Annotated in this window: 13 protein-coding genes; 7 read left to right on the forward strand and 6 right to left on the reverse strand. The window is 65.0% G+C overall.

Annotation, left to right across the window (positions count from 1 at the left end):
- Positions 1-66: 66 nt before the first annotated feature.
- Positions 67-927, forward strand: a complete 861-nt coding sequence (locus tag ACG0Z3_RS12900) for a MurR/RpiR family transcriptional regulator (RefSeq protein ID WP_394398239.1) — start codon at positions 67-69, stop codon at positions 925-927.
- Between the two features lie 125 nt (positions 928-1,052).
- Here the strand turns inward: ACG0Z3_RS12900 and ACG0Z3_RS12905 are convergent, their stop codons facing one another.
- The 6 genes from ACG0Z3_RS12905 to ACG0Z3_RS12930 are packed head-to-tail and all read right to left on the reverse strand — an operon-like array spanning position 1,053 to position 5,032.
- Positions 1,053-1,367 (reverse strand): STAS domain-containing protein, encoded by a 315-nt coding sequence (locus tag ACG0Z3_RS12905; RefSeq protein ID WP_394397966.1) that lies wholly within the window; start codon positions 1,365-1,367, stop codon positions 1,053-1,055.
- A 2-nt stretch (positions 1,368-1,369) separates the two neighbouring features.
- The gene (locus tag ACG0Z3_RS12910) at positions 1,370-2,008 is read right to left on the reverse strand and encodes an MlaC/ttg2D family ABC transporter substrate-binding protein (protein WP_394397968.1); all 639 of its coding nucleotides are present in this window, start codon (positions 2,006-2,008) and stop codon (positions 1,370-1,372) included.
- A gap of 55 nt (positions 2,009-2,063) precedes the next feature.
- The gene (locus tag ACG0Z3_RS12915) at positions 2,064-2,894 is read right to left on the reverse strand and encodes an MlaA family lipoprotein (protein ID WP_394397970.1); all 831 of its coding nucleotides are present in this window, start codon (positions 2,892-2,894) and stop codon (positions 2,064-2,066) included.
- Positions 2,894-3,385: an outer membrane lipid asymmetry maintenance protein MlaD gene (mlaD, locus tag ACG0Z3_RS12920; RefSeq protein ID WP_394397972.1), complete on the reverse strand. Its 492-nt coding sequence runs from the start codon at positions 3,383-3,385 to the stop codon at positions 2,894-2,896. Before mlaD ends, ACG0Z3_RS12915 begins: the two co-directional genes overlap by 1 nt.
- A 19-nt stretch (positions 3,386-3,404) precedes the next feature.
- Entirely contained in the window at positions 3,405-4,184 is a 780-nt protein-coding gene (gene mlaE / locus ACG0Z3_RS12925) for a lipid asymmetry maintenance ABC transporter permease subunit MlaE (RefSeq protein WP_394397974.1), read from the reverse strand.
- The gene (locus ACG0Z3_RS12930; protein WP_394397976.1) at positions 4,181-5,032 is read right to left on the reverse strand and encodes an ABC transporter ATP-binding protein; all 852 of its coding nucleotides are present in this window, start codon (positions 5,030-5,032) and stop codon (positions 4,181-4,183) included. Before ACG0Z3_RS12930 ends, mlaE begins: the two co-directional genes overlap by 4 nt.
- A gap of 250 nt (positions 5,033-5,282) precedes the next feature.
- Between ACG0Z3_RS12930 and ACG0Z3_RS12935 the strand changes: the two genes are divergently transcribed.
- Genes ACG0Z3_RS12935 through ACG0Z3_RS12960 form a run of 6 tightly spaced genes read left to right on the forward strand, consistent with a single transcriptional unit; the run spans position 5,283 to position 12,336 of the window.
- Entirely contained in the window at positions 5,283-5,744 is a 462-nt protein-coding gene (locus ACG0Z3_RS12935) for a type IV pilin protein (RefSeq protein ID WP_394397978.1), read from the forward strand.
- Positions 5,738-6,328 carry a pilus assembly FimT family protein gene (locus tag ACG0Z3_RS12940; protein WP_394397980.1) on the forward strand — a complete coding sequence of 197 codons (591 nt, stop codon included), beginning with the start codon at positions 5,738-5,740 and terminating at the stop codon, positions 6,326-6,328. Before ACG0Z3_RS12935 ends, ACG0Z3_RS12940 begins: the two co-directional genes overlap by 7 nt.
- Positions 6,328-6,720 carry a type IV pilus modification PilV family protein gene (locus ACG0Z3_RS12945; RefSeq protein ID WP_394397982.1) on the forward strand — a complete coding sequence of 131 codons (393 nt, stop codon included), beginning with the start codon at positions 6,328-6,330 and terminating at the stop codon, positions 6,718-6,720. Before ACG0Z3_RS12940 ends, ACG0Z3_RS12945 begins: the two co-directional genes overlap by 1 nt.
- Positions 6,717-7,868 (forward strand): PilW family protein, encoded by a 1,152-nt coding sequence (locus tag ACG0Z3_RS12950; RefSeq protein WP_394397984.1) that lies wholly within the window; start codon positions 6,717-6,719, stop codon positions 7,866-7,868. The genes ACG0Z3_RS12945 and ACG0Z3_RS12950 overlap by 4 nt, the downstream gene beginning before the upstream one ends.
- Positions 7,869-7,915: 47 nt before the next feature.
- On the forward strand, positions 7,916-8,497 hold the full coding sequence (locus ACG0Z3_RS12955) for a pilus assembly PilX family protein (RefSeq protein WP_394397986.1): 582 nt from the start codon (positions 7,916-7,918) through the stop codon (positions 8,495-8,497).
- A gap of 29 nt (positions 8,498-8,526) precedes the next feature.
- Entirely contained in the window at positions 8,527-12,336 is a 3,810-nt protein-coding gene (locus ACG0Z3_RS12960; protein WP_394397988.1) for a pilus assembly protein, read from the forward strand.
- Positions 12,337-12,344: the final 8 nt, after the last annotated feature.

Genomic DNA, 12,344 nt, shown 5'->3' on the forward strand with positions numbered 1-12,344 from the left:
CATGCTGGGCCACACCGCCTCCGAGGGGCGTACCACATACGCCTTGAGCGGGGAGCGGACATGAGCATCCTAGAGCGCGTCAAGGCGGCCCTGCCGGCCCTGCCCCCGGCCGAGCAGCGCGTCGCCAAGCTGCTGCTGCAGGACGCACGCAGCTTCGCCAACCTGCCGGTCAGTGAACTGGCCGACCGCTCGCATGTCAGCAAGCCCACCGTGGTGCGCTTCTGCCGCAGCGTCGGCTACGACGGCCTCGCCGACTTCAAGCTCAAGCTCGCCGGCAGCGTCAACGAGGGCGTGCCCTTCGTGCACCGCGCGGTGGACGAGGACGACAAGCCGGGCGACATCATCGTCAAGGTCGTCGACAACGCCGTCGCGGCGCTGCTGCACTACCGCAACGACGCCGCCAGCCACGCGTTCGAGCGCGCTATCGACGCGCTGGCCGATTCGGCCCGCCACAACAAGCGCATCGAGTTCTACGGCGTCGGCAACTCCGGCATCGTCGCGCAGGACGCGCAGCACAAGTTCTTCCGCCTTGGCGTGAACACCGTCGCCACCAGCGACGGCCACGTGCAGCTGATGAGCGCCACGATGCTGCAACCGGGCGACTGCGCCGTCATCATCAGCAACTCAGGGCGCAGCCGCGACCTGCTGGACGCCGCCGAGATCGCGCGCAAGAAAGGCGCGACCATCATCATCATCACGGCCAGCGCGTCGCCGCTGGCGCAGCTAGCGCTGGGCCCCGGCCAGATCCTGCTGGCGGTGGACCACCCCGAGGACTTCGACCGCTACAGCCCCATGGTGTCGCGGCTGCTGCACCTGATCGCCGTGGACATCCTGACGACCGGTGTGGCGCTGAAGCTGGGCCAGCACCTGCGACCGGTGCTGCAGGAAATCAAGAAGAACCTGCGCGCGAAGCGCTACGCGGGCTAGAATCGCCCCCCTACCGGCTTCGCCGACCCCTCAAGGGAGCGCAGTCAATGGCCCGGCAAAGCCGGCTCCACGACGGCGCTGGATAAGACAAAGCCCGCTTTTTGGCGGGCTTTGTGCTTTCTGGCTCAGGCTTGTGCGGCGTGGCTTGGCGGCCAGAGCAGTTCCGCCACCCCGTAGACACGCGCCAGCTCGCGCAGCTTCTCGGGCGCGCCATCGAGCTTGAGCGTCGCGCCCTGCTCGCTGCACTGGCGCGCCGCCGACAGCAGCAGGCTCAGCGCCGACGAATCGAAGTCCTTCAACTCGGCCGCCGACAGCCGCACCTCGCGGCCGGCCGCCGCCAGCACCTGCGCCGCCTCGGCGCGCAGCGCGGGCGACATCTGTACCCAGGCGGCGCGGGCGCCGTCCGTGCGCAGCCGCGCGGGAAGCTTCAAGCCGCTCAAGATCAGCCCTTGGCCGCGCCAGCCTTGGCGTTCTTGTCGGCCAGGCTCTTGATCAAGCCATCGATGCCGTTGGCGCCGATCTCCTGGGCGAAGCTGTTGCGGTACTGATCCGCCAGCCAGATGCCCAGCACATTGACGTCATAGATCTTCCAGACGGCACCCGTCTTCTCCAGGCGGTAGTCCAGCTGGATGGGGTCACCCTTGCCACGGATCTCGGTCTTCACGACCACCTCGGTGTCGGTCGGCTGGCCGGTGAAGCGCTTCAGACCGATTTGCTGGTCCTTCACCTGCGTCAGTGCGCCGGCATAGGTGCGCACGAGCAGCGTCTTGAACTCGGCCTGCAGCTTGGCCTGCTGGTCAGGCGTGGCCTGGCGCCAGAAACGGCCAACCGCCGACGCCGTCATGCGCTGGAAGTTCACGTGCGGCATCACCTTGGCATCAACCAGGGCGACGATCTTGCCGACGTTGCCGGCCTGGATGTCCTTGTCGGACTTGACCGTCTCCAGCACCTCGATGGACAGGCCACGGATGAGCTGGTCAGGGGCGCTGCCGTCGGCAGCCTGGGCAGCCTGGGTCAGGCCCAGCGAGGCAATGGCAGCGGCCACGAGCAGGCGGCGGCGCAGGGTGGACATCAGAGTCATGGTGTCGCTTTCTCGAAACGGGACGGGCACTCAACGCGCCAGCCCGGGTTTTGGTTCACCGCGCCGTGGCGGGTGCCGGATCGGCAGGCTTCTTGACGGTGGGGGCAGGTTCGGGGGCTGGCGCCGATGCGACATCGCCAGGCACCAGCACCTCGACTTCGTCGTCATCATCGAAGCTGCCCCGACGCTGCAGGTAGGCGTCGCGGTAGAAGGTGTACTTGTCCAGCGCAATGCCTTCCAGCATTTCACCGGCCCGCAGGAAGTTGGCGCGCGTGTTGACGATGTTCAGCGAGGTGATCAGCACCCGCTTGCTGCCATCGTCGAAGAGGTTGGCGGGCGAGACCTGCCAGTCCACCGGCAGCGCCAGCGAATCCCGCACGGACGACGGGCCGAACAGCGGCCACACGACATAGGCGCCCGTGCCCATGCCCCAATGGCCCAGCGTCTTGCCGAAGTCCTGGCTGTTCTTCTCCAGGCCCGCTTCGGTCGCGACGTCCAGCACACCGGCCAATCCAAGGGTGGAGTTCACAGCGAAGCGCATGCCTTGCTCCACGCCGGGCTTGAAGCGCCCCTGCAGCACCAGGTTGACCGCAGACCAGGCATCGCCGATGTTGCCGAAGAAGTTGTCGATGCCGGTGCGGATGGGCGACGGCACGACCTCCGAATAGGCAGTCGCCACGGGCTTGAGCACGTGGGCATCGAGCTTCTCGTTGAAGGCGAAGACCTTGCGATTCCAGTTCTCCCACGGGTCCAGGCGCTGGCCCTTGGACCCCATGACCTTGTCGACCGCGCGCTCGATGCGCGTGCCCACGCCCTGCACGGTCTGGCAGCCCGCCAGCCCCACGGCCAGCGCCAGCACGGCAAGCCCTCGTACGAGGCGCCGCATCACGGCTTGCCCCCGGTGGCGGGTGCTGCACTGCCCATGTCGGAGGCCTTGCTGTTGATGAACTGGCCGATCAGGTTCTCCAGCACGACGGCGCTCTGCGTCTGCCTGATCAGGTCGCCACCGGCAAGGTTCTTCTCGTCGGCACCCGGCTCCAGGCCGATGTACTGCTCGCCGAGCAGGCCCGAGGTCAGGATCTTGGCCGAGCTGTCCTTGGGGAACAGCGTGGTCTTGTTCAGGTTGATGACGACCTTGGCCTGGAAGGTCTTGTCGTCGAAGCTGATGGACTCCACGCGGCCGACGACGACACCGGCACTCTTGACTGCCGCGTTGGGCTTCAAGCCGCCGATGTTATCGAAGCGCGCCGACACCTGATAAGTGGCGTCGAAATTGAGGCTGAGCAGATTCCCGGCCTTCAATGCCAGGAAGAGCAGCGCCGCGCCGCCCAGCAGCACGAAGAACCCGACCCAGGCGTCATGTCGAGAGGCTTGCATGTGTACTCCCTGACTCCATTCAAATAGAAAACATCATCGCGGTCAGCATGAAGTCGGCCGCCAGCACGGCCAGCGACGACAACACGACCGTGCGCGTGGTGGCAGCGGACACGCCTTCCGGCGTCGGCCGGCAGGTGTAGCCCTGCAGCAGGGCGACGAAGGTCACGGTCACGCCGAACACCAGACTTTTGACGACGCCGTTGCCGACGTCCGCGAACACATCCACACCGCCCTGCATCTGCGACCAGAAAGCGCCGGCATCGATGCCGATCAACGGCACCGCCACCAGCCAACCGCCGATGATGCCGACGGCCGAGAAGACTGCCGCAAGTAAGGGCATGGCAATAAAACCACCCCAGAAGCGCGGCGCCAGCACGCGCTGCACGGGGTCGACAGCCATCATTTCCATCGCCGTCAGCTGCTCGCCCGCCTTCATGAGGCCGATCTCGGCCGTCAGCGACGTGCCCGCGCGCCCGGCGAACAGCAGCGCCGTGACGACCGGCCCCAACTCGCGCACCAGGCTCAGCGCCACCAGCAGGCCCACCGCCTCGGCCGAGCCGTAGCGCTGCAGCGTGTAGTAGCCCTGCAGCGCCAGCACGAAGCCGACGAACAGGCCCGACACGCCAATGATGGACAGCGACTTGTTGCCCAGGTGGAACACCTGCTCGCGCACGAGGACGAAGCGCGCCAGCGCCTTCGGCGACCGTGCCAGCAGGCTGAGGAACAGGCGGGACGCCGCGCCGACATCGATGAGCTTGTGGCGCACACCGGCGCCAAGACGTGCTGCAAACGCGATCATGCCGACACCCCGAAGTCTTCGGCCACCGGCCTGGCCGGCTGGTGGAAGCGCACCGGGCCATCGGCCTCGGCGCCAACGAACTGGCGCACCAGCGGGTCGTCACTGTGGCGCAGCTCGTCGGGCGTGCCCTGCGCGACGATGCGGCCATTGGCCACCATGGCGACGTGGTCGGCGATCTGGAAGGTTTCGTGCAGGTCGTGCGACACGATGACGCTGGTCAGGCCCAGCGCGTCGTTGAGGTCGCGGATCAGCCGCGCGGCAATCCCCAGCGAGATGGGGTCCAGGCCGGCGAAGGGTTCGTCGTACAGCACGAGGTCGGGGTCCAGCGCGATGGCACGGGCCAGCGCCACGCGACGGGCCATGCCGCCGGAGATCTCGCTGGGCAGCAGGTCGCGCGCGCCGCGCAGGCCCACGGCATTGAGCTTCATCAGCACGAGGTCGCGGATCATGGCCTCAGGCAGGTCGGTGTGCTCACGCAGCGGGAAAGCCACGTTCTCGAACACGCTGAGGTCGGTGAAAAGCGCGCCGAACTGAAACAGCATGCCCATGCGCCGGCGCACGGCGTACAGGCCGGCCAGGTCCAGCGGCGCCAGGTCCTGGCCGTCGAACAGCACCTGGCCCGACAGCGGGCGCAATTGCCGGCCCAGCAGCCGCAGCACGGTGGTCTTGCCGCCGCCCGAGGTACCGATCAGCGCCAGGATCTTGCCGCGCTCCAGCTTCAGGTTGACGCCGTCGAGGATCACGCGATCGCCATAGCCACAGCTGACGTTGCGCAGTTCGATCAGAGGTGCAGATGCCAAGGAAGTCACGCGGGCGAGCCGAAGCCGAGCGGGATGAAAGGGCGCCATGATAGGGGAAACACCAAGATCCCCCGGGTCACCATGCAAAGCCAAGGTAAAGCCTGCTGCGCAATGGCATTGCGGCCGCTGCGTCCGCCGGCCAAACAAGCTCAGCGAAGCTAACGGCAACCGCTTAGAGCGTGCGTCAGTTCACGCATCAAGATCGGCAACCGACCAGCGTGGGGCAGCGCGCGACGAGCGGCAGGCTAGAAAGCAGCCCCGACACCAGAATCAACACACCGTCATGAAGAAGGCCGCCATGTACCGCCCCCACCGCCTGCACAGCACCCGAGGTTTCACGTTGATCGAGTTGATGATCGGTGTGGCGATCGTGGCAGTGCTGGCGGCCGTGGCGGTGCCGCAGTACACCACCTATGTGACCCGCAGCCGCCTGGCCGACGCCAGCACCGGCTTGGCCACCATGCGCGCCCAGATGGAGCGCTACTTCCAGGACAACCGCACGTTCGCCAACGTCGGAACGACCTTCATTTCACCCTGCAACAACGCCACCGAATCGACACGGACCTTCGGCAACTTCGTCATCAGCTGCATCAACACGCTTGATGCCAATGAGTTCACGCTGCAAGCCACCGGCAGTGGGCCAGTCAGCGACTTCAAGTTCACGATCAACCACCAAGATGTGCGTGCCACGACGGCCGCCCCTACAGGCTGGGGTACGTGCACCAGCAAGTGGATCATGAAGAAGGGCGACGCATGTTGAAGCGTCGCGAGGCCGGCTTGGGCTTGGTCGAGTTGATGATCGGCGTCGTGATCCTCGGCCTGATGGTGGCCATGGCTGTCCCGAGCATGGCCACCTGGATGCGCAATGCGCGCGTGCGCACAGTTGCCGACGCCATCCAATCAAGTGTGCGGCTGGCTCAGGCCGAGGCGCAACGTAGAGGACACGCAGTGGTGATGTTCCGAACCGCCGACCGGGATTGCACCAACACCACCACAGCCGATGCCAACGGCCAGTTCTGGCAGGTGCGAGCGCTGCCGGGCACATTGATCAACGCACAGCCCTCGGTAGCGGTTCAATGTGGCGTCCTGACGGACGTGCAGGTCGGCGTGACCATCACCTCCACCGCCACCGCGCTGTGCTTCAGCGGTGAGGGTCGGCAGATCACGCTGGCCGATCCCGATGGCATCGGCGTCAGCTGCGCTGCAGCTGTGGCCAGCTTTGATGTCACCCCAGACGCAACGCATGCAGAGAACCGGCCGCTGCGCGTGACCGCAGGCCTCGCCGGCGCTGTTCGCATTTGTGACCCGCTCAAGGCCGGCACTGCCCCTGACGGATGCCGATGATGAAGCGCCTCCACAACAAACGACACGGCATCGCCATCATCGAGCTGATGGTGGGCGTGCTGATCATCTCTTTCGGGCTTCTGGGCCTGATCACACTGCAAGGCCGGGCACTGCAGGCCTCGGTCGGCAGTGAAGACAGCCAGCGTGCCGCCTTGCTGGCCAACGAGTTGGTCAGCACCATGCTCAATCAAAACACTGTCGATCTGCCAGCGGCTGTCGTGGATGCGTGGAACGTGCGGGTCGCAGATCCCGCCGATGCAGGCTTGCCAAATGGGGTGGGCACGGTCACGCCGGTGAACGCCAATGAGGCGCGCATCACGGTCACCTGGCGCCCGGCGAATGCTGCAGCGGGCGCCACCAACCGATACATAACCGACGTGGTGATCCCTTGAAGACAAGGTGCCTCCCTCAACGCGGCTTCTCGCTAATCGAGCTGATGGTGGCCATCACCATCGGCCTGGTGCTGATGCTGACCATCTCGACCATGGTGGCCCGCCAGGAGTCCATTCGGCGCGGCGTGACCTCAGGCAACGATCTCACGAGCAACAGCGCCTACGCCGCCTTCGCACTGGAGCGTGAGCTGCGCAGCGCTGGATCTGGCTTCAGCCAGGATGCCACGGCCCACTATGGCTGCCCGCTCGCTGTGTCACGTGACAACGCGCAGCTGCTGCCTGCCACGCGAGCCTTTCCGGCACCGTTCAACACGATTCCACAGGCCTTCGCACTGGCCCCGTTGATCGTGCATCCGGGAGCAGGCGCCAATGGCTCGGACGTCATTGCGCTGGCCGTCGGCAATTCGGGACTCGGCGAATCTGTCATGCAGATCGCGCCCAACTCGGCGGCAGCGGGCCAGGTCAGCCTAACCAACACCATCGGCCTGCGAGGTGGTGATCTGGTGCTGCTCTCGCAGGCGGGCCAGCGCTGCATGCTGCAACAAGTCACCGCCAACTTTGCCGGTGATGAGGCGCCGTTGCTCACCTTTGGCGGCAACTACGCAGCCAATGTGATCGCCGGCACCTCACTACTCGACTTCGGTGCGATCGGCGATGCGCGTGCCGTTGTGTTGGGCAACGTGGCGGGCAACCTGCCCCGCTTGCAGTTGATTGGCGTCGCCAACGACGCGACGCTGGTCAGCTATGACGTGCTCCAGACCACTGGGGCAAACGTCGCAGCGCTCGTGGAAGGGGTCGTCGATCTGCGCGTGCGCTATGGCTTCGACAACACCGGCAACACCGGCCCAACGGCTGTCGTCAACAGCTGGGTTGCGCCCACCGATGCCAACTTCACGCCCGCAGCCCTGCAGGCTCAGACGGTGGCCAGTGTGGCGCAACTTCGATCCATCCTGGCCGTGCGGGTGGGCCTCGTGCTGCGTAGCGATCTCGCTGAGCGCACCACCGTCACCCCGGAAGATCTGACGATGTTTGCCAGCCTGCCCAACGGGCTGCAGCACACCTACAACGTGCCTGCGGGCACGACCAACCAGCGCTACCGCGTGGTCGAGTTCACGGTGTCCTTGCGCAACGTGCGCTTCTCTCGCTAGCCCGTTCGCATTCTCCTATGAGGCCAGTCATCCAGCCCCCTTCCCGCATGCGCCGGCACCAGCAGGGCGTGGTGCTGATCTATGCACTGATCACCCTGGTGATCATGATGATCGGCGCCGTAGCGATTTCACGCTCCATCACCGCCAACCAATTCAACATCGGCAACATCGGCTTCAAGCGCGACCTGACCAACCAGGGTGAGCGAGCGGTGCTGCTAGCCATGAATGCCGTGCGCAACGCCGGCGTGCTTGCCAGCGAGGTCACGCGCAACACCCACCAGATCGGCGCCAACTACAGCGCAACGATTCTCCCTACCAACGCGCACGGGATCCCCAATGCGCTGCTGTCGGACACTGCATTCGCGGCTGTTGGCAACGCACCCGACATCACCGTCGATGGTATGGGGGTCAGGATCCGCTACGTCATCGACCGACTGGCGACCACTGAGGGCGCCTGCAACAGCAGCCGATGCACGATGGCCACAGGCAACTCCCAAGTCTTCGGCGGTGCTGCAGCAGGTGGTAGCCCCTTGCAACCTGCGGAGCAAACGGTCTATCGCCTCACGCTGCGGGTAACCGGCCCGCGCAACACCCTGTCCTTCTTCCAATCCACGTTCACGACGGATTGAACGCACCCACCGTGCCAAGAGGTCTCCCTATGCCTGCCCAACTTCCCCTCCACGCTGCGCGAGGCCTGCTGCTGACATCCAGCCTGGCCGTCATCGCAGCAACGTCCTCGGCACAAGTTCCACTGGCTGATCAGCCGGTGTTCTCCTCGGTCAGCGTGCCTGGCAATCTGGTCTTGGCGCTGTCGGTCGAGTTCCCGACTGCAGTCAGCGTGGCGCACCCGTCCGGCACCTACTCGTCGGCAGCCACTTACATCGGCTATTTCGATCCGATGAAGTGCTACGACTACAAGTACACCGCCGGTGGCGGGCTTGACAACTACTTCTACCCCACCGGCAAAACCACCACACGAACCTGCTCCGGCAAATGGAGTGGCAACTACCTCAACTGGGCAACGATGCAGACCATCGATCCGTTCCGCTGGGCGCTCACGGGCGGCTACCGGGTCGTGGACACGTCATCCCTCACCGTGCTTGAGAAGGCCTGGGGCAATCAGGGCAGCGAAAGCAATTTCCCCATACGCAAATCGGCCGGCACCACGCTGATCTCAGGTGCAACGCCGTTCTCGACGGCATCCGACGTCGCGACCCGTGTCTTGAGTCTTGGCAACAAGATGTACTTCAAGACATCCACCAGTGGCGCGCCGGACGTCAAGCAGGGCACAGTAACCGACTACAACCCGACCGCGAAGTACGACCACGGCACGCTCTATCAGGTGTTCGTCCGTGTGAAGGTCTGCGATCCTTCAAGCAGTGCGGGCGGTCTGGAGAGCAATTGCCAGTTGTATGGCACGGATTCCTACAAGCCCACCGGCCTGCTGCAACAGTACTCGGACAAGATCCGCTACAGCGCATTCGGCTATCTGAACGACGACGACATCAAGCGCGACGGTGGCGTGCTGCGCGCGCGCCAGAAGTTCATTGGCCCCACCATGCCCGTGCCCGGCGGCCTCCCCATCAGCAACCCCGCTGCCGAGTGGGACGCAGCCACGGGCATCATGGCCACAAACCCAGACAGCACTGACGCCACCAGCACCGGGACTGCGCTGGGCATCACGATCTCGCACAGCGGCGTCATGAACTACCTCAACAAGTTCGGTAGCGTCAGTGGCGGCAACTACAAGACGTATGACCCCGTGGGCGAGCTCTACTACGCGGCTCAACGCTATTTGCGCAACAAGGGGAACGTCACCGCCTGGTCCAGCATGCCAGGCGCCGACCAGAACCGCCGCCGCGTCCTGGCCGATGCGTTTCCAGTGATCACCTCCTGGGACGACCCGGTCCAATACTCCTGCCAACGCAACTTCATTCTCGGCATTGGCGACACCAATACGCATGCAGACCGCAACCTGCCGGGGGCAACGGGTGGTCAGGAACCGACCAAACCAACCGCCGTGTCGAACGACACCGACGTCAATGCGACGACCTGGACGAACCGCGTGGGCGTTCTGGAAGGCCTCGGGAACGCGCTGGGTGACGTACAAGGCTACAACGGCTGCTGCAACAACAACGGTGCGCTGATGGCGGGTTTGGCGTACTGGGCGAACGTCAGTGACGTGCGCAGCGACCTCACGGGCGTGCAGAACATCAAGACCTATTGGCTTGACGTGCTGGAGTACGGGCAATTCGACCCGTACAACCAGTTCTATCTGGCGGCCAAGTACGGCGGCTTCAACGCGCCGGAAACCTTCTCCGCAGACACCGCGACACCAGCGCTGTTCAGCACCAACAAGTCCTGGTGGGCCACCACCACCGACACCACGCCCAACGGCGCGGCGCGGCCTGACAACTACTACACCGCCTCGCAGGCCGATCAGATGGTCGCCGGCCTGACCAAGTCCTTCTCCAGCATCGCGTCTCAACTGGCTGCGTACTCGACCTCTTTCAGCACGGCCTCCCCCCAGTTTTCAACGCTGGGATTGGCCTCATACGCCACCAAGTACGACTCCAAGACCTGGACAGGCGACCTGGAGGCCAGCCTGGCCACGATCGACGCTGCGACGGGAAAGCCGGAGCTCGCCAAGCGCTGGGCTCTGTCAGAGAAGCTGGCCATCCAGGCCAGCGGTACCGGCTGGGACTCGGGCCGCAACATCGTGACGTTCAACACGAGCACCAAGGCCGGCCTCGCGTTCCGCGCAGCATCGCTCACCACGACTCAACTGTCGCAACTGGACCCCACCTACACCACCAGCAGCGATGCCAGCGACTATGTGAGCTACGTGCGGGGGGACCGCAAGAACGAGCGCTCATCCGCCGCCGCTGGATCGACCAAGGCCTACCGTGACCGTGCTGCCCTGGTCGGCGACATCGTCAATGCCAAGTCACGCCCCGTGGGGCCGCCGAGCGCCGCGTACTCCGCGACCATGAACCCGGGCTACGACGTCTTCAAGACGACCTACGCGAGCCGCACACCCATGGTGTATGCCGGCAGCAATGCGGGCATGCTGCACGCCGTGAACGGCAGCCTGACCGGCACCGATGCTGGCAAGGAGGTGTTCGCCTACATCCCATCGGCGGTGATCGCCGGACCGACGGGTACGCCCAGCGTCAATGGCCTGGCCTCGGTCGGCAACCCGGACTTCCTGCATCGCTTCCTGGTGGATGCACCTCCCATCGACGTCGATGTCGACTTCGGCCGCACTGTAGGTGGCAGCGGCACCGACTGGCGCACCCTGCTGTTGGGCGGGCTGGGCAAGGGCGGCAAGGTCATCTACGCGCTCGACATCACCAACCCCGCGTCGATCACCAGCGAAGCCACGGCCGCCGCCAAGGTGCTCTGGGAGTTCACCGACACCGACCTGGGCTACGTCTATGGCCAACCGATTGCGGTCAAGACCCGCAAGTACGGCTGGGTGATCGTGGTCGGTTCTGGCTACAACAACGCCAACGGCAAGGGCTACTTCTTCTTCATCAACCCGCGCACCGGCGCGCTGCTGGAGAAAGTCGCAGCCCCATGTGACGCCTGCTCGTCCGCCAAGCAGGCCGGCATGGCCCACGTGAATGCCTTCATCACCGATACACGCGACGGCACGGCTGACTCCATCTACGGCGGCGACTTGCTGGGCAACCTTTGGCGTCTGGACGTCACGGGCAGCTCTGCCTACCCGACACCCGTGCATTTCGCATCGCTGACCGGCTCCGACGGCAAGGCCCTGCCCATCACCACCAAGCCGCTGCCGGTCATCCAGCCTGGCACCAACCGTCGTTACGTCACGGTGGGCACCGGTCGCCTGCTGGATTCGTCGGACCTGAACAACGGTCAGGCACAGCGGTTCTTTGCCATCCTGGACGGCACCAATGCGAGCTTCAGCAAGGCCGCCGACCTGCCGACGGGCGCAAGCTTCCCGCTGACCGTGACACACATGCGGCAGTTGACAGATCTCAGCTCGAAGATCGTGTTGGACCTGCGCAGCCAGATCGGCTGGTACGTGGACCTGGGCGTCTCGACGGGGGGGCCAGGCTGGCGCGTCCTGTCCGACCCGGCCTCCTATTACGGCGTGGTCACGTTCGCCGCCACTGCCCCCAACTCCGGTGATGCCTGCTCGCCCAACGGCAACAGCCGGCTCTATGCAATTGACCTTGGCAGCGGCAAGTGCGCCCTGAAAGACGGCACGTCGACCTGCTACGTAAGCCCCCCCGAAGGCGTCATCGTCGATGTCGAGGTGGTGGCAGACCCGTTATGCACAACCAGCCACTGCGAGACGGGTGAGAAGGGCGAGAAGAACAAGAAGCGCGTGGTCTATGGCACCGACCGCGGCAAGACTGGCGGCAATGAACTGTCGCCCCCTTCCGTGATGGGCCTGCAACGCCTGAACTGGCGCGAGATCATCGTCAACAACTGATCTCCAAA

The sequence above is a fragment of the Pelomonas margarita genome (assembly GCF_043555875.1).
Classification (GTDB): Bacteria; Pseudomonadota; Gammaproteobacteria; order Burkholderiales; family Burkholderiaceae_C; genus Pelomonas; species Pelomonas margarita.